The sequence below is a fragment of the Pseudomonadota bacterium genome, from assembly GCA_034189865.1.
GTDB lineage: Bacteria > Pseudomonadota > Gammaproteobacteria > UBA5335 > UBA5335 > JAXHTV01.
The window spans coordinates 99,722-120,050 of the sequence record JAXHTV010000005.1; the positions used below are offsets into that span (position 1 = coordinate 99,722).

At 61.7% G+C, this 20,329-nt stretch carries 22 protein-coding genes and 1 pseudogene; 12 read left to right on the plus strand and 11 right to left on the minus strand.

Annotated elements, in window-relative coordinates:
• Nucleotides 1-215 precede the first annotated feature (215 nt).
• Both SVU69_04315 and SVU69_04320 read left to right on the plus strand, forming a co-directional pair.
• The gene (locus tag SVU69_04315; protein MDY6942218.1) at nucleotides 216-1,094 is read left to right on the plus strand and encodes an SIR2 family protein; all 879 of its coding nucleotides are present in this window, start codon (nucleotides 216-218) and stop codon (nucleotides 1,092-1,094) included.
• A complete protein-coding gene (locus SVU69_04320; protein ID MDY6942219.1) occupies nucleotides 1,091-1,537 on the plus strand; it encodes a hemerythrin family protein in 447 nt (148 codons plus the stop codon). The genes SVU69_04315 and SVU69_04320 overlap by 4 nt, the downstream gene beginning before the upstream one ends.
• Here SVU69_04320 and SVU69_04325 read toward each other — a convergent pair.
• From SVU69_04325 to nifL, 10 genes are all read right to left on the minus strand, one after another.
• Nucleotides 1,526-3,163 carry a nitroreductase family protein gene (locus SVU69_04325; GenBank protein MDY6942220.1) on the minus strand — a complete coding sequence of 546 codons (1,638 nt, stop codon included), beginning with the start codon at nucleotides 3,161-3,163 and terminating at the stop codon, nucleotides 1,526-1,528. The two genes, SVU69_04320 and SVU69_04325, sit on opposite strands and share 12 nt — an antisense overlap.
• Before the next feature lie 174 nt (nucleotides 3,164-3,337).
• Nucleotides 3,338-3,685 carry a 2Fe-2S iron-sulfur cluster binding domain-containing protein gene (locus SVU69_04330; GenBank protein MDY6942221.1) on the minus strand — a complete coding sequence of 116 codons (348 nt, stop codon included), beginning with the start codon at nucleotides 3,683-3,685 and terminating at the stop codon, nucleotides 3,338-3,340.
• A gap of 35 nt (nucleotides 3,686-3,720) precedes the next feature.
• Nucleotides 3,721-4,005 carry a 2Fe-2S iron-sulfur cluster-binding protein gene (locus SVU69_04335; GenBank protein ID MDY6942222.1) on the minus strand — a complete coding sequence of 95 codons (285 nt, stop codon included), beginning with the start codon at nucleotides 4,003-4,005 and terminating at the stop codon, nucleotides 3,721-3,723.
• Between the two features lie 57 nt (nucleotides 4,006-4,062).
• The gene (locus tag SVU69_04340; protein MDY6942223.1) at nucleotides 4,063-5,346 is read right to left on the minus strand and encodes an FprA family A-type flavoprotein; all 1,284 of its coding nucleotides are present in this window, start codon (nucleotides 5,344-5,346) and stop codon (nucleotides 4,063-4,065) included.
• Entirely contained in the window at nucleotides 5,339-5,773 is a 435-nt protein-coding gene (locus SVU69_04345; GenBank protein MDY6942224.1) for an ArsC/Spx/MgsR family protein, read from the minus strand. The genes SVU69_04340 and SVU69_04345 overlap by 8 nt, the downstream gene beginning before the upstream one ends.
• Nucleotides 5,774-5,784: 11 nt before the next feature.
• Entirely contained in the window at nucleotides 5,785-6,180 is a 396-nt protein-coding gene (locus SVU69_04350) for a NifB/NifX family molybdenum-iron cluster-binding protein (protein MDY6942225.1), read from the minus strand.
• Nucleotides 6,181-6,208: 28 nt separating this feature from the next.
• Entirely contained in the window at nucleotides 6,209-6,487 is a 279-nt protein-coding gene (locus tag SVU69_04355) for a 4Fe-4S binding protein (protein MDY6942226.1), read from the minus strand.
• 12 nt (nucleotides 6,488-6,499) lie between these two features.
• Nucleotides 6,500-7,999 (minus strand): nitrogenase cofactor biosynthesis protein NifB, encoded by a 1,500-nt coding sequence (nifB, locus tag SVU69_04360; protein MDY6942227.1) that lies wholly within the window; start codon nucleotides 7,997-7,999, stop codon nucleotides 6,500-6,502.
• 231 nt (nucleotides 8,000-8,230) lie between these two features.
• Nucleotides 8,231-9,787, minus strand: a complete 1,557-nt coding sequence (gene nifA / locus SVU69_04365) for a nif-specific transcriptional activator NifA (protein MDY6942228.1) — start codon at nucleotides 9,785-9,787, stop codon at nucleotides 8,231-8,233.
• 5 nt (nucleotides 9,788-9,792) lie between these two features.
• Nucleotides 9,793-11,334 (minus strand): nitrogen fixation negative regulator NifL, encoded by a 1,542-nt coding sequence (nifL, locus tag SVU69_04370; GenBank protein MDY6942229.1) that lies wholly within the window; start codon nucleotides 11,332-11,334, stop codon nucleotides 9,793-9,795.
• 735 nt (nucleotides 11,335-12,069) lie between these two features.
• Between nifL and rsxA the strand changes: the two genes are divergently transcribed.
• The 9 genes from rsxA (at nucleotide 12,070) to ald (ending at nucleotide 19,129) form a co-directional block, all read left to right on the plus strand.
• On the plus strand, nucleotides 12,070-12,651 hold the full coding sequence (gene rsxA, locus SVU69_04375; protein ID MDY6942230.1) for an electron transport complex subunit RsxA: 582 nt from the start codon (nucleotides 12,070-12,072) through the stop codon (nucleotides 12,649-12,651).
• Nucleotides 12,652-12,662: 11 nt separating this feature from the next.
• Nucleotides 12,663-13,193 carry an RnfABCDGE type electron transport complex subunit B gene (locus SVU69_04380; protein MDY6942231.1) on the plus strand — a complete coding sequence of 177 codons (531 nt, stop codon included), beginning with the start codon at nucleotides 12,663-12,665 and terminating at the stop codon, nucleotides 13,191-13,193.
• Between the two features lies 1 nt (nucleotide 13,194).
• Nucleotides 13,195-14,667 (plus strand): electron transport complex subunit RsxC, encoded by a 1,473-nt coding sequence (rsxC, locus tag SVU69_04385; protein MDY6942232.1) that lies wholly within the window; start codon nucleotides 13,195-13,197, stop codon nucleotides 14,665-14,667.
• On the plus strand, nucleotides 14,667-15,752 hold the full coding sequence (locus tag SVU69_04390; GenBank protein MDY6942233.1) for an RnfABCDGE type electron transport complex subunit D: 1,086 nt from the start codon (nucleotides 14,667-14,669) through the stop codon (nucleotides 15,750-15,752). Before rsxC ends, SVU69_04390 begins: the two co-directional genes overlap by 1 nt.
• Nucleotides 15,749-16,393, plus strand: coding sequence for an electron transport complex subunit RsxG (gene rsxG / locus SVU69_04395; protein ID MDY6942234.1), 645 nt, complete (start codon nucleotides 15,749-15,751; stop codon nucleotides 16,391-16,393). The genes SVU69_04390 and rsxG overlap by 4 nt, the downstream gene beginning before the upstream one ends.
• Nucleotides 16,390-17,076, plus strand: a complete 687-nt coding sequence (locus SVU69_04400) for an electron transport complex subunit E (GenBank protein MDY6942235.1) — start codon at nucleotides 16,390-16,392, stop codon at nucleotides 17,074-17,076. The genes rsxG and SVU69_04400 overlap by 4 nt, the downstream gene beginning before the upstream one ends.
• 14 nt (nucleotides 17,077-17,090) lie before the next feature.
• The gene (locus SVU69_04405; protein MDY6942236.1) at nucleotides 17,091-17,354 is read left to right on the plus strand and encodes an RnfH family protein; all 264 of its coding nucleotides are present in this window, start codon (nucleotides 17,091-17,093) and stop codon (nucleotides 17,352-17,354) included.
• A gap of 62 nt (nucleotides 17,355-17,416) precedes the next feature.
• On the plus strand, nucleotides 17,417-17,947 hold the full coding sequence (locus tag SVU69_04410) for a nitrogen fixation protein NifQ (GenBank protein MDY6942237.1): 531 nt from the start codon (nucleotides 17,417-17,419) through the stop codon (nucleotides 17,945-17,947).
• Between the two features lie 51 nt (nucleotides 17,948-17,998).
• Entirely contained in the window at nucleotides 17,999-19,129 is a 1,131-nt protein-coding gene (gene ald / locus SVU69_04415) for an alanine dehydrogenase (protein MDY6942238.1), read from the plus strand.
• A gap of 180 nt (nucleotides 19,130-19,309) precedes the next feature.
• Here the strand turns inward: ald and SVU69_04420 are convergent, their stop codons facing one another.
• The gene (locus tag SVU69_04420) at nucleotides 19,310-19,576 is read right to left on the minus strand and encodes a hypothetical protein (GenBank protein ID MDY6942239.1); all 267 of its coding nucleotides are present in this window, start codon (nucleotides 19,574-19,576) and stop codon (nucleotides 19,310-19,312) included.
• 312 nt (nucleotides 19,577-19,888) lie between these two features.
• On the opposite strand from SVU69_04420, the pseudogene SVU69_04425 reads away from it, so the two are divergent.
• Nucleotides 19,889-20,110 (plus strand): annotated as a pseudogene (locus SVU69_04425) (Fic family protein).
• The last annotated feature ends 219 nt before the right edge of the window (nucleotides 20,111-20,329 follow it).

Consider the following 20,329-nt stretch of genomic DNA (forward strand, 5'->3'; position numbering starts at 1 on the left):
GCGTCAGACCGGGCAGCGCGCGCCCGAACCGGAAAAACCGTGTGACGGGTCGAACAATCAGCCTGTGGGATGTACGACACACCACCCAGCGCAGGCCGGCGTGAAGCACGATAGTTGGCGCCGAATCAGGACCTTAAGTCACGCAGCGGGAGGTGGCCCGAATATTGCCGGATGGCAGAGGTAAGTGTTTATTCATTCATCCCATGGGGCCGATCATGAGCCAAATCACCTTGGAAGAAATCGCCCGTGGCGTTACCCGCCACGACATTGTTCCCTACCTCGGTGCCGGTGCCGTGGCCGATGTGGTCCACAGCGAATCCGGCCAGGCCATGCCGGCCGACAGCGAATCGCTGATTCTGGCCATGAACGGCGGACAAGCCATGGCCCCGCGGCTCATGTACGAGTTCCCCCGCGCGGCCATGAACGTGGAACTGAAAAAAGGCCGGCGCTTTCTCACCCGTTTTTTGCAGGAGACCTATGGCCATGCCCACTGGACGCGGGCGCTGCTGCACGATTGGCTGGCGACGGTCAAACCGCGCTATGTCATCGATACCAACCGCGACAGCCAACTTCAGGATTCCTACGCCGCCACGCCTCATACCCTCATCCGGGGCGTGGCACGGCTGGGGGGATCGGATTATCGGTTTCGCATCCATCACTACGATGGCGGGCGCTATACCGCCATCGATCAGGACGCGGTGGATCCCGACCTACCGACCCTGTTCAAGCCCATGGGCAGCCCGCTTCCGGACCCCAGCTTTATCGCCTCCGACGCCGACTATGTGGACTACATCACCGAATTGATGGGTGGCTTCGCCATTCCGAACTTTCTCAAGCAATACCGCCAGAACAAGCAGTACCTGATTCTGGGCCTGCGGCTGACGCGGGATACCGAACGGATGGTGCTCTCGGACATGATCTACGGCGCCGCCACCCCCGGTGGTTGGGTACTGATTCCCGGGGCCACCGACAAAGAGCGGCGATTCTGCGAACGCATAGGCCTTGAACTGATCGATGCCGATATCCCCGAGCTGTTGGCGGCCGCCAGTCAACTTCCGGTGGCGGATCAAGCCACCGCGGACCTGCCGGGTTGAACACCCGAGCCGAAAACGCGCCGGCAACAGGCGCCGGTGCGGTCATCGACTGGGCAAGCGGGCAGTTCATCCTGGGCGTGGCCGGCATGGATGAAACCCATCGGCAATTTGCCGATCTCGTCAATCGGCTCAGCGTAGCCGACACCGAGACTTTCATCGTCCTGTTCGGCGAGCTCTGTGTCCACAGCGAGCTGCATTTCCAGGATGAGGAAAGCCGGATGCAGCTGTGCGGCTTTCCCGCGATCCGCGAGCATCGGGACGAACATCACCGTGTGCTCGCGGAAATGGTCCAAATGCGCCGCCAGGTGGAAAGGGGGGTGATCGGTCTGGCCCGGGCCTATGTCCGGGACGGCTTACCGGCCTGGTTCCGGTTGCATGCCATCACCATGGACAGTGCCCTGGCGGCCCACTGGAAGCACTACGAAGCCTTATTATCGCGATAAGTGGCCGTAGGGCGGAAAGCTCTCGATGCGCTGATCGACCAAGGCACCACCCACCGTGAAGTGATACAGGCTCTGCCAATCGGTGCCGTGAATGCCCAGCAAATCGTGGGTGACATCGTCAAAGTAACAACCGATACCCGTCCCCCGCACGCCGGCCGCCTCGGCTTCGAGATAAAGCACCTGACCCAACATGCCTGCCTCCCAGAACAGTTCCCGGTAGCCCCAAGGCCCATGGGCCAGCGTCGCGTCGAATTCCGCCAGCATGGCGAGGGCAAAGGCGCTGTCGCCGGCAATGGCCTGATGGCAGGACAGCGTCGCGGCCGTGCGCTGGCAGTTGGCGAACACCAGGCTGTGCAAGGGCAGATGGGCCGGCGAATCGGCCACCGGTCGCCAGTGAAACTCCGCTCGGCCGAACTGCCGGCGCAAGGCCGGCTCCTTGGCCAGGTCCCGCACCAACAGATAGAGTCCAGGCCGCAGGCCGGCCACGCGATGAACGAACAGCACCAGGTGAATCCGCGGCGACCAGGGCAGGCTGTCCCAAGGCGCCACCCCGGCCCGGGGCAGGGTCATATCCAGCATCCGGTAAAACTGCGCCGCGGTGATACCCACCCGCGGATCGAAATGCTGGGCGCTGCGCCGCTGGGCGAATATCGCCGCCGCGGACCGACGACAATCGGTGGGCAAGGGCTCCGGGCGAGCCGACGGCACCCAGGCTTGGGATGCGGTGGACGATCCCCGAGGTCGTTCGCAGGCCTGGCTGACCGTTTCGATCACCGGCCAATCCCAATCGTGCTCTGCCGACAAGGGATTGGCCATTCCCTGCCAGCTGCGCGGATCGATAGCCGCCAAGACGGCATCGGGGGTCGGTTCTTCGGCCATGGTTCCCGCCGGACACAACCACAACAGCACATCCGGTGTTTCGCGTTCGGCGCCGCCGAAGTCCTCGCTTCGGGACAGCCCCAGCAGGGCGGCGATATCCGCATCGCCCCAGGGCGCGAGCAGCCGTACCGTCCAACCCAAGGCCGCCGCCGCATAGCGCAGCGCGGCGATGGCATGACCGCAGTCGTGCTGGCAATAGCGGTAGGCGCGCTCGCCGTATTTCCACGCTTCGCGCCAGTGCACGGAGGATAAACCGATGAGGAATCGATCATGGCCGATGGCGGCCGGGGCGATGTCGGGATGAAGATCACAGCGCCGCTCGAGTTGATGGTCGCGGCTCAGATAATGATAAACGCCGCTGCTCAAGCCTTCCATGCCGCCGGTGACCACATAAGCTTCGGTGGGGTGGAGATTGCCGCTGGAGGGATTGCAGCGCAAAGGCCAGCGGTGAGAGCCGTAGCCCTTCCACGCCGACAGCCCCAACGACCGCTCCAGCAGTGCCGCCAGCCGGTCGAACACTGCCCACGCCGGCCCCGCCTGCTCCGGCCGGTACAGCTCGGCGAAGGGCCGGAGGATTCCATCACCCGGCATGGGCAAATCGATTTTCTCCGCGCCATCGAACCACCGAAAAGGCTCCGGCTGGGCATCCCAGTCCAGTCCGCCCGGACCGGCCGCGTAGGCCTCCAGGCGATGTTTGGTGCGTTGGTGATAATCCACCACCGTCTGACTGTGCTGTGGTCCGTTCACGGTGTACCCGTATCCCCGCACCCGCGGTGCGCCAACTGAATCTGCAATGGTTTGGACAATCGCGGACAACCAGCACACGACAACAGCCAGCCGATACGCGGCTGGCCGCCTGCCCATGCCTGTGTTCGCAAATGAACCGGAAAAACCGGTCTCGAACGCTCGACAGAAGCGCCGCTAGTATTCGACCAGAATGTCCTCGTCGCGGACGATCATCTGACAAGCCAATCGCCAGTCGCTGGGTAGATCCTCGACGATGAGCCGTTCCATTTCATCCTTGCTCAACTTGCCGATTTCCCGCAACACGGACTTTTCTTTTTCGGTGAGATGCGAGCCCATGCGGGGTTTGTCGTCCAGGGAACTCACCCGCACCATGCAGGTACCGCATTTGCCGTCTTCGCACTGGAAGTTGATGGGAACATGATGGGCCTTCGCGAGATTCAGTAGCGTCTCGGTGTGGCTACCGGCCACCGCATAGACTGTCATGTCTTTGAATTCCGGATTCGAGAAGGTCACTAAGGCCATGGTTTTGCTCCGTGGGCGGTCGGTGCGACCGCGATTCAAGTGGGTTTGACGGTCACATCGCCGATGATTTGAGCTTGGCAGGCCAGCCGGTCATGCCGTCCGGCCATGTTCTCCCGCAAGACTTTTTCCTCGAGGACCGAGGGCACCGAGAGATTGTTCCAGCCGTTTTCCACATGCATGATGCAGGTGCCGCAGTCGCATTCCCGGCATCCGTAGATGATTCCCGCGCCGATTTTTTCCGATACCTCGATGACCCGCGTGCCCACCGGCACACTGACGGTCTTGTCGATGTCCGCGAAAGTGATCTTGGCTTTTGCCATGAGAGCTACTCCTTATAAATTTCAAGCGTTTTCCGACAGAGAATGACCGCTGCGGTCTTATGCCAGATCCGCCAGATCCACCACCTGTTTTTCGATCGTCTGTCCAACCAGCGTGGCGGCGATGTCGCGACCGAAACGCCGACAGTCCTCAAGCTCGTGTTCGCTCGGAATCAGCTTGACGCGGATACCCGCCAGCGGAACCCGCAGTTTCAGACCGCGCATACGGTCCTCGATCATGCGCACGGCCTCGCCGCTCCAACCGTAAGAGCCGAACGCCGCGCCCAGCTTGCCTTTGAGATTGATCACCACCAGCGAGGAAAGCAGGTCCCACACCGGCTTGACGGCATCACCGTTGATGGTGGGCGAACCGAACACCAGCGCATCGGCCTCTTCGATCAGATCCACGAACGGCTCCACCTCGCCCCCTTCCAGGTCGAACAGCGAAACCCGCACCCCCGGCACTTCATCGGCGCCCTGGTAGAGCGCCGCCGCCATACGGGCGGTGTTGCCGTAAGAGCTCATGTAAAAAATCATCAGCGACTTTTCGTTCTCTCCCGGATCGTCCGAGAGGCTGGAGGTGGACAGCTCCCGATAGCGCTTCACGTAGCGTTCCGGGCGGTCCCGCAGGATCGGGCCGTGGGTGGGGGCAATGAGTTTCAGAGCCAACGGTTCGATCAGTTTCAGGGCTTCGAGCACGTGCTGTTTGAAAGGGCGCATGATGTGGGCGTAGTAGTAGTCAAAAGAAAATCGAAAATCGCCCACCTTGTCGTTGTACAGCCGGGCGTCGCAAAAGTGGCAACCGAACACATCGCCGGAAAACAGAATCTGCTCCTGTTCCAGATAGGTACACTGGGTGTCGGGCCAATGCAGAAACGGCGTGTGCAAAAAGCGCAAACTGCGATCGCCCAGGCTGACCCGGTCACCGGTCTGGGCGGTGGTGTACGCGAACTCACCCCCGCGGGGCTTGAGCAAACCCTTGAGCATCGACGGTGCCCGCCGGGAAATGTACAGGCGGGCCTGCGGCGCCCGTTCCATCAATTCCGGCAAGGCACCGCTGTGATCGGGCTCGAGATGATTGAGCACAATCACCTTGATTTCGTCGTAGGAGGCCACCGACTCCAGTCGCCGGAAGAACTCCTCGGAAAAGTTCTCCTTCACGGTATCGACAATGGCCACCCCTTCGCTGCCGCGAATGAGATAGGCGTTATAGCTGGTGCCGTTGGCGGTCTTGAGAATGATGTCGAAGGTCCGCAGCGACGGGTCCAGCGCCCCGATCCAATACACACCCGGCGCGAACTCCACCGCGCCGCGGGTTTCCAGATCGTTCACCTCGTCAAGCATCACCCGCCTCCGGAACCCAGCACGGTCCGCCGTTGGCGGGTTTACTGCATGCCTCATCGGCGCCTTGGGGGTCGGCGGCCACGCCCAGGCGGGCCAGAAACGCCGAATCGTCGAACCCGGCCGTCCGACCGAACGCGCTCGCCAGCAACGGCCGGCGAATCAGGATCGGTTCTTCGACCAAGCGTCGCAGGGCCGCTTCGGCCGTCCAGCCCTCGACCTTCAGCCGGCCGGTTTTGATCTGCCGCGCGGCGGGATTGAACCACTCGGCCACGGGGCGATGCCGCAAAAAACCGTAGAGACGTTCGGCGGTCCAGGGCTCGCTCAGCAGATCACGCACCACCAACCGGCAACCGCAGCGGGCCAACAGAGCCTTCTGCCGGGCGTTGGTCCGGCAGCCGGGTTTTTCGTAGAACACCACTGCGGTCATGCCGGTCGTTCTCAAAGCGCCGAGACGGCGCGCTCGATGGCGGCATCGACAAAACTGAGGTCGCACATCACCCCCAACCGCGACAGCGACCGCCGGCTGGTGTCGCTAATTTGCGCGCAAATCACCACATCGCAATCCGACAGCAAGCGGGTACGGTGTCGTCGGGCGCCGGCGCCGGCCCTCCGGGGACAGGGCTGAGCACCGATGTAATGCATCATCTCGCCGACCTTTTCATACAGCAGAAACTGCTCGGCCTGGTCGAAGTCCGCGTTCACGCGGGCACCGTCGGTGCTGGCCACGGCAATGAGAACCCGGCAGGAATCCGCCGGCAGCGGCCGGTCCATCGAGACCGCCCACAAATCGGAAAAACGGGCCGGTGATCCGGACGGCAAAGTATTCATATGCATCGGGCTGTTACTCCAGTTTCCGAACGGGTCAACGGGCTTGAATTTCCGCCATCGCTGCGGCCATGCGTTCCGGGGGTATACCGGTCAGGGAGCCGGGCGGGTTCACCACCGCTTGGGTGCCATCGAGAATGGCCCCCTCGATGGGACAAATGCTGGCGCATTGCGGGTAGGCATGGTCGCCTTCGCACTCGGTGCACTTGGTGGGATCGATCTTGAAATGGGGCTTGGCCTCATAGATCGCCTGGCTGGGGCACAGCGGTTCACAGGCCCAACAGTTGACACAGGATTCGACAATGCTGAATGCCATGGCACACCTCCTCTACGCGCCCACTTCGGCGGACTGATCGACCTCTTCCAACAAGCCGGCCTCAGCCATCTCGCGGTAAACCGCGGCCACGGCCTCCTCGATCGGCTCCATGGCGTGCTCACCGTTGGGCTGAATGCCAGCTTGCTCCAGCATGCCCCAGGGCTCGTAGCCGATCTTGGAGCAGAGCACCGCCTCGCAGCCCTCCAGGGTGCGCAAGGTCTTTTCCAACACGCTTTCGCCATCGCCGCAGGTTTCGTCGCCACCGCAGTACAAATCCACTTTGCGATGGCCGACGAACCGGACTTTCTGCGCCGTGGCCTCGTAGACGAGGAACTCCTTGGCATGACCGAAATGCTGATTCACCACGCCGCCACCGGTGGTGGCCACCGCCATGAGCACCGGTCGTGTCCGTGGCACGGGGGCCTTGAGTTCGGTCAGGGACACCAAGGGCTCACTGGCTTGCTGACGCTTGGCCTCGCGCTCTTGTTCGATCTGTGCCTGGACCTGGGCCCGCATTTCCATCGCTTGTTCGTAATCGATGTCCATCTGCTCGATCTTGTCCATGGTGAACTCGGCGCCGCGATCCTCGCCGAGTAAACCCACCGCATCGGCGCGGCACTGCCGGCAATGCCGCATCATGTTCATGTCCCCGGCGCAGGCGTCCTGGAGTTGCTGCAACTCGGCGTGGCTGGGGCCGCGTTGGCCCATCACGCCATAGAAGGTGCCGTGTTCGGCCTCGGCAATCAGCGGCATGACGTTGTGTAGGAAGGCGCCTTTGGATTTCACCACGCGGCTGACTTCCTCGAGATGCTGCTCGTTCACGCCGGGAATCATCACCGAGTTGACCTTCACCAAAATGCCCCGTTCAACAAGCATTTCCAGGCCCTTTTGCTGCTGCTCGATGAGAATCTTGACGCCCTTTTTCCCCTTGATGCGGCGGTTGTTCCAAAACACCCAGGGGTAGATCTGGGCGCCCACCTCGGGATCGACGCAATTGATGGTGATGGTGACGTGATCGATGTTGTGCTGCGCCAACTCGTCCACGTGCTGCGGCAGGGACAAGCCGTTGGTGGACACGCACAGCTTGATATCCGGCGCCTTTTCCGACAGCTGTCGGAAGGTGGAAAAAGTCCGTTCCGGGTTCGCCAGAGGGTCACCCGGACCGGCAATACCCAGCACCGTCATCTGGGGAATGTTCGCCGCCACGGCCATGACTTTTTTCACCGCCTGATCAGGATCGAGCAACTCCGACACCACGCCGGGGCGCGACTCGTTGGCGCAGTCGTACTTGCGGTTGCAGTAGTGACATTGAATGTTGCACGCCGGCGCCACGGCCACATGCATGCGCGCATAATGGTGATGCGCTTCTTCCGAGTAACAGGGATGGTTCTCCACCTTCTTGCGGATTTCCTCCGACAGGTGGGACATTTGGTCATCCGAACTGCCGCAACTGCTGGACGCGCAGCCGCCCGATTTTTTCGCCGTTTCCTGCCCGAGAACTGTCAATTCCATCACTTGACTCCCAGTCGGGTCGCTACCGTTCGACGCCCACGCGGACGCCACCTTTGCATAGCTTTTTGCAAAGGCTGTGCCTAACCGGAAGATCACTCGCAAATATCTGTTTACAAATAGTAATGGGAGATTGTCGAGGGAGGATTGTCGGCTCTGCGACACGGCGGGACAGTACAGATTGTGAGAACCCCAACAGGCCCGTGCCTACCCGAGCCAGGCGGCACGATGATTTCACATTTGGCGGACTTTGATTTGGTAGGTCTGAATGCGATAGGCGATTTGACGCGGGGTCATCCCCAGCAAGCGTGCGGCGCGGGCCTGTACCCAACCGGCTTCTTCCAGCGCGGCGATCACCCGTTCGCGCTCGTCCAGTTCGGGGTCGTTGAAATCCACCTTGACCTGGGCGGCGGCGGTCTCCGCCGCTGCCGGACTTTCCTCGATGCCGGTAAGGGTGATGGTATCGCGATCGATAATCCCATTCGGGCTCATGATGGCAGCCCGTTCCAGGCAGTTTTCCAGCTCACGCACGTTACCCGGCCAATTGTGGCGCATCAACAGCCGAATCGCGCTGTTGGTCACCTCCAGATCGCGGCCCTGGGCGCGGGCGACTTTGTCGGTCAGATAACGGGTCAAATCCGGAATGTCGGCGACACGCTCACGCAATGCCGGCGTGGCAATGGGCATGACATTCAGCCGATAGTACAAATCCTCACGGAAATCCCCCCGCTGCACCTCGGATTCCAGATCCCGGTTGGTGGCCGCGATGACCCGCACATCGACCTTCAGCGTTCGCAGCCCGCCCACCCGCTCGAACTCGCCCTCTTGCAGCACCCGCAGCAACTTGGCCTGAAAGGCCGGCGAGATCTCGCCGATTTCGTCCAAAAACAGGGTCCCGCCGTCGGCCTGCTCGAAGCGGCCGGTCCGCCGCGTGACCGCACCGGTAAACGCCCCCTTCTCGTGACCGAACAGTTCCGACTCCAGCAAATTGTCGGGTAACGCGGCACAGTTCAGCTTCACGAAGGGGCCGTTGGCCCGCGGCGAATTGTAGTGAATCGCATTGGCGATGAGTTCCTTGCCGGTGCCGGACTCGCCCCGGATCAGCACCGTGGTGTTCCATTTGGCCACTTGCCGAACCTGCTCGAACACCACGCGCATGGCGTCGGTGTGCCCGACGATATTGGCAAAGCCGTGCTCCCCCTTGACCCGCCGGCGCAGGACATCGCGCTCATCGCGTAACTGCTGTTGTTCGTCTTCGACCTGCCGGGCAAGGCGCACCGTCTGCCCCATGAGGTTCGCGACCATTTGCAAAAAACGAACCTGTTCGTCGAACGGCTCGGCCCGGCCGGACGGTTGGGCCGCAAACACCCCCAACGTTTCCCGCTCGCCGATCTTGATGGGAACACCGATGAACGGCCGCTCGGGATTGTAGACGCCGAGCCGATCGAGAAACCGCGGCTCGTCGGCAATCCGTCGAACCACAATCGGTTCGCCCCGGGCCAGAATCGCGCCCACGATACCCTCGCCGGCCCGATAGCGAGTCGGCTCGGCGGCAAGCGGACGGTTGTCGTGCAGGGCGATGACCGTCAGCTCGCCGCTCTCCTGGTCCACCAAACTGACCATGCCCCGGCTCAGACTGCCCTGTTCATGCAACACCTCGAGTACGCCGTGCATGGTCTCGCGCAGATCCAACGAGCGGCTGAGCACCTCGCTCACCCGATACAAGGTCGAGAGCTGGTTTTCCAAAAACGCCTGACGATCACTCATCGGCTGGTGACCGTCGCTGAGCATGGCGTTCACGACCGTCCTTCCTCCAGCGCCCGTTGCCGGTTCGGTACCGCGAACCGCAAGCGGATCTGACACCCCTGTTCGAAGGCCGGATTCACATCCACCACACCGCCGTTTTGGTTCACTGTTTCCTGCACCATGGGCAAACCCATGCCGGCCCGGCCGCGGGCCTGTTTCCAGGCGGTGAAAAAGGGCTCGAAGACTTTCAATCGCAGGGCCTCGGGAATGCCGGGGCCGTTGTCCTGGATCAACACCTCCACACCGTCTTCCCGGTTGCTGGTGACGATGCGGATTTCCTTCTCGTCGTGACCGGCCTCGGCCAGCGCCAGCAGGGCGTTCTCGATCAGGCGCATGAACATGCCCCGCAGCTGGTTGGGGCGTCCGTTGATGCTGTAGAGCACCGCCTGCGGCTGCCAGTCGATGGTCACCCCCTGGGAGAGAAAATCTTCAGTCATCAGCGTCAGCACATCGTGTAGCAGGGCATTGAGGTTCACGCTGGTTTCGGCTTCCTGCAGCTCGGTGGGTAAGGCGCTGCGCAGGTTCTCCATGGCCTGGTGGCCGGACGCCAGCACTTGGCCGAGTATCTCCCGCGTCCTGCTCGGATCGGCGCCGCGCTCAAGCATGCTAGCGGCAGCCTGAATCACGTTCAAAGGCGTTTGCAGTTGAAAAATGGCGCCGGAGAGCGCTTCCCGCATACCCTGTACGCGCTGCTGCTCGGCCAGCGAGGCGCGCAAATGATGCATTTTGACCCGCTCCATCTGGTGTTTTAGCGCGGTAATCTCGCTTGCGACCACCAGCAGGCAACGGCGGCCGGCCGAGGGGACGGAAAAATAGCTGCCCGCGGTGCTGTCGAACTCGTCCACCCAGGCGCCGGAGACCGAAAACCAGCGTGGCTCGACTTGGCCGGTCAGATCCAAGCGTACCTCCCGATTCCAAAATCCGCGGTTGTCGGCCGCCGCAGCCTTGAGATCCAACCCATCCTGTTCCAGCGCATCGAGAAACAAACCGGCCGGCTGAACGCCGTGTAAATCCGTGAACAGCTTCTTGTAGGCCTGGTTATCCAGAACCACTTGCCGTTCCGAATCGATCAACGCCACCAGCACCGGCGCCGAGTCCAAGACCGACTCGATCAGGGTCTTCTGGTGGCGGACCTGCTGCTCCAGCGCGTGCAGTTCGGTGACATCGCGGTGAATACCGAGAAAGTTGGTAATTTCGCCCTCGGCATCCAGCACCGGGGAGATATGCAGCTCCGCAAGGTAAGCCTCACCGTTGCTTCGCCGGTTGACCAAGGTGCCCCGCCAGCTTTGTTTTCCCGTGATGGTGGCCCACAAATCCCGGTAGACCTCGATGGGGGTCTGTTTGTGGGAGAGGACAGATTCGTTCTCCCCCAAGATCGCTTTGTGCTCAAAACCGGTCAAGGATTCAAAAGCCGGGTTCACGTACAAAATTCGGGCGCGTTTATCGGTGATGGAAATCGCCAACGGCGACTGCTGGACGATCTCATAGAAAAGCTGTGGCGACAGACCCGTTTGATTTCCGCTTTCGGCCATCTCGAATACCTTTATGACCTCGGAGGGCGGATTTTGGTTTCGATCTCGCGGCATGTTGTCATCGCGAGACTCGGCTTGTTTTTTGATCGTGCTTTTCTTGTTCGAGGAAGATTGCAACATGGCACCATCACTATCGAAATGGAATCCCCTATACGTAGAGAAACCCGCTGCAACAATCGTTCCTTAATTGTCGCCATCGCCCCTCCGTCGATCGGCTGGCGGGGGCGGCGGCCTCTGGATAGCGCCCTCCTGGTGACAATAATTGTATTCTTGTCAAATATTTACGGACCCCGTCAAGACATCCCGCCGCCCCAAAAATGCGGTCCGGGCGTAATGGCCACTTGGCCCGGTTCGTGAATGCGCGCACGCGCAACGCGCATGGGCCGCTAAAGCGCTGAACCACGATGTCGCGTTTGCTACAAAATCGCGGGCGACCCAATCCGCAATGTCGCAAAGACGACACACCGCCAACGGCGCCCTACCCACGCTCGTGATCGAGCGAACGATCGCTCACAGCCGGTCGGGGCCGGAACCGGCCGGTCTGTGGGCACGAATAAGATCCCGTTTTCAGACCACTATCACCGACCCGGCGCAGCCACACTGCGAAAGAACCCCCGGATTCCAACGCGCCCTTTGCCACAGCCAAACCCCATGCAAGCCGCTCCGAACGGCACTGGCACGGTTGATGCCTTTTTTATTTTCAACACGGGGAATGAATCGGTGAGCGAGAACGCCATGACCGAATACTTGCTACTCATATTGTCCACCGCTCTGGTCAACAACGTGGTGTTGGTGAAATTTCTGGGTTTGTGTCCATTCATGGGCGTGTCGAACAAGATCGACACCGCCTTGGGGATGGGCTTTGCCACCACCTTCGTGCTGACCCTGGCGGCAGCGTTCAGCTGGTTGATCGAATTCTACATTTTGCAGCCGCTGGCGGTGGGCTACTTGCGGATTCTGACGTTCATTTTGGTGATCGCGGCCGTGGTGCAGTTTACCGAACTGGCCATTCGCAAAATGTCTCCGGCGCTGTATCAGGTTTTGGGCATTTTTCTGCCACTGATCACCACCAATTGCGCCGTTTTGGGAGTGGCATTGCTGAATATTCAAGGCCAACACGCATTTCTCGAGAGCCTGCTTTACGGCTTCAGCGCGGCGCTGGGCTTCACGCTGGTGATGGTGATGTTCGCCGGCTTGCGCGAGCGCCTGGCACGCGCCCAGGTGCCGGCCACCTTCGCCGGTGCGCCGGTGGGCTTCGTGGTGGCCGGCTTGCTATCCATGGCCTTCATGGGCTTCTCCGGACTGACCACACACTAGGGATTCCGACCATGATCGCACCGCTGCTGAGCTTAATGGCGTTGGGTATCGTTCTCGGCGGGATATTGGGCGTCGCCGGGCGCTTTTTCAAAGTGGAAGCCAACCCTTTGGAAACCGAGATCGAGGCGATGTTGCCCGGCTCCCAGTGCGGCCAGTGCGGCTATCCCGGCTGCGGTCCGGCGGCTGCGGCGGTGGCTGAAGGCTCGGCACCGGTGACCCTCTGCCCCCCCGGTGGACGCAGCCTGGCCGAGGCCCTGGCCGCCAAGCTCGGTGTGTCAGTGGATCTTTCGGACATGGAAGATAAACCGCCGAGCTACGCCCATATCCGCGAAAGCCTGTGCATCGGCTGCACCAAGTGCTTCAAGCGCTGCCCCACCGACGCCATCGTCGGTGGCCCCAAACAGATTCACGCCGTGTTCCGGGATGCCTGCACCGGTTGCGAACAATGCTTTGAGGTTTGCCCCACTGAATGCATCGAGATGCGGCCGGTCGAACCGACGCTGCAGACCTGGTACTGGCCCAAACCTTCGGAAGTGGCCTGAGATGAAACTGTTCAAGATCCACGGTGGCGTGCACCTGGACGACCACAAAACCCTGACCGCCCGGCGGCCCATCGAGACCATGCCGCTGCCCGATTTGCTGCACGTACCGTTGCAGCAGCACATCGGCGCACCGGCCGTGCCCGTGGTCCGACGGGGCGAGCCGGTACTGAAAGGTCAATTGCTGGGACATAGCCAGGGCGGTATTTCCGCGCCGGTACACGCCCCCACCTCCGGCCGCATCATGGGCGTGGGCCACTACCCCGCCAACCATCCGTCCGGGCTGTCGGTACGAACCATTACCTTACAACCGGACGGCCAGGACCAGTGGCTGAACGACACCACCATCCCTATCGACCCGTTCAAATTGGCACCGGAAGAAATCGCCAACCGGGTAGCGGCCGCCGGAGTGGTGGGCATGGGCGGGGCAACGTTTCCTTCCGCCGTCAAACTGAACCTCCGCAGCCGCTACACCCTCGATACGCTGGTGATCAACGGCGCGGAGTGCGAGCCCTATCTCACCTGCGACGACCGGCTGATGCAGGAGCAAGCCGCTGAGGTGGTCGATGGCGTTCGGATCATCGCCCACACCTTGGGGATCGAGCGGATCATCATCGCCATCGAGAACAACAAGCCCGAGGCCCAAGCGGCCATGGCCACCGAAGTGGCGAAATTTGCCGGCATCGACATCGGCCGCCTGCCGGCCCGCTATCCCATGGGTTCGGAAAAGCACCTGGTGCAGACCGTCACCGGCCGGGAAACCCCCGCGCGCGGTCTCACCGCGGATATTGGCGTTGTGGTACACAACGTCGCTACGGCGCTGGCGGTGCATGATGCCATCCGCCTGGGACGGCCGCTGATCTCCCGCGTGGTCACCGTCACCGGCGGCGCGGTGCGATACCCGAAAAACCTGCGGGTGCTCATCGGCACAACGGTTCAAGCCTTGCTGGACCACTGCGGCGGTTTTACCGAAGCGCCGACCCGGATGATTAGCGGCGGCCCCATGATGGGTCAGCGCCTGCCCGGCACCCGGGTTCCCATCGTCAAAGGCAGCAACGGCGTGCTGGCCCTGGCCCGACGGGAAACCACCCAAGGCCCGGCCATGCCCTGTATCCGCTGCGCCAGCTGCGTAAATGCCTGTCCCTGCGGCCTGGTGCCGCTGGAGATGGCCAATTTTGCCCGTGCCGGCGATCTGGACGGCGCCATTGCCTACGGCCTGATGGATTGCATTTCCTGCGGCTCATGCGCCTATGTTTGCCCGTCAAATATCCCCTTGGTGCAGTTTTTCAACTATGCCAAAGGTGAGCTCACCGCCCGGCAACGCGCCGAACACAAACAGGCCGAAACCCGCCGCTTGGCGGAACTGCGCAGCGAACGTTTGGAGAAGCAAAAACAGGCCAAGCGCGAGGCCCTCAAACGCCGGCAGCAAGAGGCTGCCAAGGCCGATACCCCCGCAGCCGCCGAGGCCAAACAATAATGGAAAGCCGGCTGATCAGCGGCCCCCATGCCCACGCCCCCACCAGCGTCGGCCAGATCATGCAGCGGGTGATGGTGGCGCTGCTCCCGGCGACGGTGTTCGGCATTTGCATTTACGGCTGGCCGGCTTTGTACCTGCTCACGGTCACGCTGGCCGCGGCACTGTTTGCCGAAGCCCTGTGTCTGGCCATCGCCGGCAAGCCGCTGCGGCCTTACCTCACCGACGGCTCGGCCATCGTCACCGCGTGGCTGCTGGCCATGACACTGCCGCCCTGGGCACCGTGGTGGATCGGCGTTACCGGCGCTTTTATCGCCATCGTCATTGGCAAGCAGGTGTTCGGTGGCATCGGCCAAAACCTCTTCAACCCGGCCATGGTCGCCCGCGTGTCCCTGCTGGTGGCGTTCCCGCTGGAAATGACCGCCTTCATCAAGCCGGTGCCGCTCACGGATCGGGCCGCGCCGGGCCTGCTGCAAAGCCTGCAGATCACCTTCGGCCATCCGCCAACCCTCGACGCCGTCAGTGGCGCCACGGTGTTGAGTCACGTAAAAGCCGAGCTGGCCCGCGGGGTGTCCGTGGAAAGCGCCCTGGAACCGGTGTTCGACACCACCACCGCCCTGGTGGGCTATATGCCCGGCAGCCTGGGTGAAACGTCCGCGGTGTTGATTGCCCTGGGTGGGGCATTTTTGCTGCTGCGACGGGTCATCACCTGGCACATCCCGGTGGCCATGCTCGGCACGCTGGCGCTGCTGGCGACGATCTTCCATTGGCTGAACCCCGGCGAGTATGCCGGCCCGATGGTGCACTTGTTCTCCGGCGCGGCGGTGTTCGGCGCCTTTTTCATCGCCACCGATCTGGTGACCTCTCCGGTGACAGTCAAGGGACAACTGCTGTTCGGCGCCGGAACCGGCGCGTTGGTGTTCATCATCCGCAGTTGGGCTGGCTATCCCGAAGGTATGGGCTTCGCCATCATGCTGATGAACGCCTGCACCCCGCTGATCGATCACTACATCCGCCCGCGGGTGTACGGCCGCGACCGCCACGGCCAACCGCTGTTGTCGGAGCAAAAATCGGGCGCCGCCAAATGAACGGGGCACCCGGGCCGGCCGGTAGAAAGGGCATCGTCTACCAAACCCTGTTACTGGGCGGCGCAGCCGCGCTGGCGGCGGCGTTGTTGCTGGCGGGGAATCAGCTGACACGCTCGGCGATCGCCGAGCGTCAAGCAGAGGATTTGCGTCATTCCCTGGCCCAGGTGCTGCCACCGTCGCTGCACGACAACAACTTACTGGAAGACATTGTGGTTCTCACAGAAGCCACGGGAGAAAGCCTGACGGTCTACCGCGCCACTGTGGGCGGACGCACCACCGGCTATGCCTACCGCACCCGCGGCCAGGGTTTTTCCGGCACCATCGAGATCATCATGGGTATCGATCCACACGGCGAGGTTCTGGGTGCGCGGGTGCTGACCCATGCCGAAACGCCGGGCTTGGGCGACAAGATCGAGGTGGAAAAGAGCGACTGGATTACCCACTTCACCGGCCACTCGTTGGTGAACACCTCACCGAGCCAGTGGGGCGTTAAAAAAGACGGCGGCCAGTTCGACCAGTTCAGCGGCGCCACGGTCACCCCCCGGGCGGTGGTCAAGGCCGTGCATCAGGGCTTGCTGCTGTTCGAACGGCACCGCGACGAACTGGCCAACAGCGACCCTTCCACGAGTGAGCAGCCATGAGTGACTACAAACGCATCGCAACCGATGGCCTTTGGGGCAACAACATTGTTTTTTCCCAAAGCCTGGCGTTGTGCCCCTTGCTGGCCGTGACCGGGACCGCCACCAACGGTCTGGGCCTGGGGCTGGCCACCACCTTGGTGTTGGTGCTCTCGGGCACCCTGGTGGCGCTGACGCGGCGGCTGATCACCGCCGATGTGCGCATCCCGATTTTTGTGCTGATTATCGCCACCATCGTCACCTTGGTGGACATGGGCATGAACGCCTGGATGCACGACCTGCATAAGGTGCTGGGGTTGTTTATCCCGCTGATTGTCACCAACTGCGCCATCCTCGGCCGGGCGGAGTCGTTCGCCTCCAAGAACGACACATTGGCCGCCGCCACCGATGGGTTGATGATGGGCGCCGGTTTCACTCTGGCCCTGGTGGCCCTGGGCGCCACGCGGGAAGCGCTCGGCAGCGGCACCTTGTTTGCAAACGCCGAGCTGCTGTTGGGGGAGAGCCTGGCGTTTTTGGACTTGCGCGTGATCCCCGAGTACCGGGGATTTCTAGTGGCTATCCTGCCGCCGGGCGGTTTTCTGATGCTGGGTTTTTTGATGGCGGGCAAACGGCTTCTCGACCGCTCGCTCGATCGGCGCAACAAACGCACTCAGGCCATCGCCGGTGCCACGGCAGAACCCGTTTAGAGACGAGGTATCAGATGAATATCGGTGTCGCTTATGCGGATAAGTTCAACCAGGTTTGGCTCAAACTCGACGTACCCGACGGCAGTACGGTGCGGGACGCCATTGAAAAGTCCGGCATGCTGCGGCAGTTCCCGGAGATCGACCTGAGCCGACAGAAAGTCGGCATATTCGGCAAACTGGCCAAACTCGACGCTGTGTTGGAGGAAGGCATGCGGGTGGAAATCTACCGCGCCATCACCGCTGACCCCGAAACAGTGGAGCGGAGGGACCGGCCCTGAAGGCGCTGCCGAACAACGCGGCGGGGCCGGCCAGCGACGATGCCCGCCGATCGTATTACGCCATGCTGCGCACCCATACCGCCGCGGGCAGCAACCCGCTGGCGCTGGCGCAAATCGTCGCCAGCCACTGCGCGGGCGAAGGCGCTCTGCCGCCCTGGCTGGGTCTAGACGAAGTCACCGTGAACGCGCTATTCGACCGGTTTTTCCCCGGTTTGGAGGCGCCAGCCAAACTGGCCCAAGGTACCGCGCCGGACACCGCACGGGCCGCAGAACGGGCGGATTTACGCCGCTTACTGATGAACTACGGCGTAGACCAATCGCCCGAGACCGGCTGGATCGCCAGCTTGCTGGTGGACGGCTCCATGGGGCCGGATCATCTGTGGCGGGATTTGGGGCTGTGGAACCGCGGCGAGCTGAGCGCCCTGATCCAGCGGAACTTTCCCGAACTTTTCGCCCGCAACGAATACGACATGAAATGGAAAAAATTCTTCTATAAACAACTGTGTGATGAGGAAGGCATTTACACTTGTCGGGCGCCTTCCTGCGAATACTGCCCGAGCTACCTGGATTGTTACGGATCGGAAGAAGACTGAGCCTGCCCGCTAGGCAGCCGAGTTGACCGCTGCCGCCACAGAGGAAACCCCATGAGAATCGGTGTCCCCAAAGAGGTTAAACCCCAGGAGTTTCGCGTGGGCATCACCCCGGCAGGTGTGCACGTTTTAAGTGCCGCCGGACACAGCGTGTGGGTGGAGCGCGGGGCGGGACTGGGCATCGATTTCACGAACGAGATGTACGCCCAAGCGGGCGCGACGCTGGTGGACACCGCGGCGGAGGTCTACGACTGCCCCCTGGTGGTCAAGGTCAAAGAGCCGCAGGCGGAAGAGATCCCGCTGTTAAAAAAGGGTCAGATGCTGTTCACCTACCTGCATTTAGCCCCAGCGCCGGACCTGACGGCCGCGTTGCTCAAAGCGGGCATTGTCGGCATTGCCTACGAGACGGTCACCGATGACAATGGCGGGCTGCCGCTGCTCATCCCCATGAGCGAAATCGCCGGCCGGCTGGCTATCCAAGCCGGCGCCAGCGCCTTGGAAGTGACCCACGGCGGCCGTGGCGTTCTGCTGGGGGGCGTGCCGGGCGTTTCGCCGGCCGAGGTGGTGGTGATCGGCGGCGGAGTAGTAGGCACCCAAGCCGCGCGCATGGCCATGGGCCTGGGCGCGGACGTGACCATCCTGGACGTGTCCTTGAACCGGCTGCGGGTGCTGGACGACCTGTACGGCCCCCGCCTGAAAACCCGCTATGCCCACCCCTATGCCATACGCGAGCTGGCCGAACGGGCCGACTTGCTCATCGGCGCTGTTCTGCTGCCCGGCAAAAAAGCGCCCAAGCTCATCAACGTGGAACACATCCGCACCATGAAAGCCGGGGCCGTGCTGGTGGACGTGGCCATCGACCAAGGCGGCTGTGCCGAAACCTCGCACCCCACCACCCATGCCGAGCCCACCTTTCTGGTGGACGGCGTGGTGCATTACTGCGTGGCCAACATGCCCAGCGCCTGCGCCCGCACCTCCACCTTGGCGCTCACCAACGCCACCCTGCCGTATATCTCGCAACTGGCCGAAGCCGGCACCGATGCCCTCTCGCCCAAAAACCCCGGTTTGTTGAACGGACTGAACGTGTGCAGCGGAAACGTCACCCATCCCTCAGTCGCCAACAGCCTGGGTTATCCCTACCTGCCCCCCACCGAGGCCATCGCACTGATGAAAAAAGGCTTTTGAAACTCCCTACCCGCGATTCCGACCTCGCCTCGGGACCGCTACAACACCACTTAATTTGCCGATCTCACCCGGTTGCACAAAAACACCAACGCGATAAGAAGGCTGTGGCAATATTTTCAGCCGAGGGGGCGTGTCGGCCCAGTGGCGGGATTTGAATCGGGCTTTAAGGTTCGAATGGCGTCAGGGCTTGTCTTTTGCTTTTCTGCCGAGGGTTGCGGACACCACATAGACCGTGACCCCACTCATTGAGCATTCTTCGTCAGAAGCGAGGTTTTTGGTCAATACCGTTATTTTATCGCCCTCTTTGAAATAGAAGCTGACTTTGTGAATCTGCGTGTACAAACCATCGGCTCGTTCTTCCGACGCCAAACGTGCCACCTCGGTGCGTTCAAAGTCGATACGATCGTGAGTTAGAAAACCCGCATTTTTCAGATGAACGAATGCCATGCTGGCAGGCCACGACTCCACGCCATCACATCTCGGATGCGAGGCGCATCCCACCAACGGGACAAGCCAACCGAGCAACACAACCACTAGCCGCCTGGAATACCGATTCACGATTCGACAACCTCCAGTATTCGATCTTGGCTATTTCGACACTTTTTCTCTAACCGCCCGGGGCATTGTGATACATCCCTCGGAAGCGTCCCGGTCGAATGATCAACATGATCGACAACCGCCCTACCCGTCCTTGTCTGAACCAATAGACGAGCGCTGGATCTCTCACTCCAGAGGGTGACATAACCTTTGCGCGAGCCGGCCGGACGCATCCTTGAAGCGATTCTGTATCGAGGAGAACTGCCGCGTGGAGATGTCCCGGAACTGTTGGGGGCGAGTGACCGTCATTCCCGCCGTGTCGTCGCCGCCCTGGTCGAACGCGGCGTCGTCGTCTCGGAGAGTACGCGCGCACCGCTGCGCCTGGCCTTCCCGGCCAAACTGGCATCACGCTGGATGCCGGGACTTTTTCCGGAGCAACGCTAGATAGAAACTATATGGGGGCATGCCATGCTGATCTGGCGGAGGTCAACACCCACGCCGAGGTAAGGAAGAGACGCGGCGAGTGGAAATCAACAGGACGCCATTAGTAGTAAAGCGTTGAATAAATTATGCTTTTACGAGATACGCCAACGAAGTTTCTGCATGCCAGACTGTTGAATTTCAGTTGTTCGTTTTTCAAGGCGCGAGAAAGGCCTTTGAGGG

Excerpts from the sequence above, each read along its gene's own strand:
- SVU69_04315 (MDY6942218.1), top strand. The coding sequence starts at position 216 with ATGAGCCAAATCACCTTGGAAGAAATCGCCCGTGGCGTTACCCGCCAC.
- SVU69_04330 (MDY6942221.1), bottom strand. The coding sequence starts at position 3,685 with ATGGCCTTAGTGACCTTCTCGAATCCGGAATTCAAAGACATGACAGTC.
- SVU69_04335 (MDY6942222.1), bottom strand. The coding sequence starts at position 4,005 with ATGGCAAAAGCCAAGATCACTTTCGCGGACATCGACAAGACCGTCAGT.
- SVU69_04340 (MDY6942223.1), bottom strand. The coding sequence starts at position 5,346 with ATGCTTGACGAGGTGAACGATCTGGAAACCCGCGGCGCGGTGGAGTTC.
- SVU69_04345 (MDY6942224.1), bottom strand. The coding sequence starts at position 5,773 with ATGACCGCAGTGGTGTTCTACGAAAAACCCGGCTGCCGGACCAACGCC.
- SVU69_04350 (MDY6942225.1), bottom strand. The coding sequence starts at position 6,180 with ATGCATATGAATACTTTGCCGTCCGGATCACCGGCCCGTTTTTCCGAT.
- SVU69_04355 (MDY6942226.1), bottom strand. The coding sequence starts at position 6,487 with ATGGCATTCAGCATTGTCGAATCCTGTGTCAACTGTTGGGCCTGTGAA.
- nifB (MDY6942227.1), bottom strand. The coding sequence starts at position 7,999 with ATGGAATTGACAGTTCTCGGGCAGGAAACGGCGAAAAAATCGGGCGGC.
- nifA (MDY6942228.1), bottom strand. The coding sequence starts at position 9,787 with ATGCTCAGCGACGGTCACCAGCCGATGAGTGATCGTCAGGCGTTTTTG.
- nifL (MDY6942229.1), bottom strand. The coding sequence starts at position 11,334 with ATGGCCGAAAGCGGAAATCAAACGGGTCTGTCGCCACAGCTTTTCTAT.
- rsxA (MDY6942230.1), top strand. The coding sequence starts at position 12,070 with ATGACCGAATACTTGCTACTCATATTGTCCACCGCTCTGGTCAACAAC.
- SVU69_04380 (MDY6942231.1), top strand. The coding sequence starts at position 12,663 with ATGATCGCACCGCTGCTGAGCTTAATGGCGTTGGGTATCGTTCTCGGC.
- rsxC (MDY6942232.1), top strand. The coding sequence starts at position 13,195 with ATGAAACTGTTCAAGATCCACGGTGGCGTGCACCTGGACGACCACAAA.
- SVU69_04390 (MDY6942233.1), top strand. The coding sequence starts at position 14,667 with ATGGAAAGCCGGCTGATCAGCGGCCCCCATGCCCACGCCCCCACCAGC.
- rsxG (MDY6942234.1), top strand. The coding sequence starts at position 15,749 with ATGAACGGGGCACCCGGGCCGGCCGGTAGAAAGGGCATCGTCTACCAA.
- SVU69_04400 (MDY6942235.1), top strand. The coding sequence starts at position 16,390 with ATGAGTGACTACAAACGCATCGCAACCGATGGCCTTTGGGGCAACAAC.
- SVU69_04405 (MDY6942236.1), top strand. The coding sequence starts at position 17,091 with ATGAATATCGGTGTCGCTTATGCGGATAAGTTCAACCAGGTTTGGCTC.
- SVU69_04410 (MDY6942237.1), top strand. The coding sequence starts at position 17,417 with ATGCTGCGCACCCATACCGCCGCGGGCAGCAACCCGCTGGCGCTGGCG.
- ald (MDY6942238.1), top strand. The coding sequence starts at position 17,999 with ATGAGAATCGGTGTCCCCAAAGAGGTTAAACCCCAGGAGTTTCGCGTG.
- SVU69_04420 (MDY6942239.1), bottom strand. The coding sequence starts at position 19,576 with ATGGCATTCGTTCATCTGAAAAATGCGGGTTTTCTAACTCACGATCGT.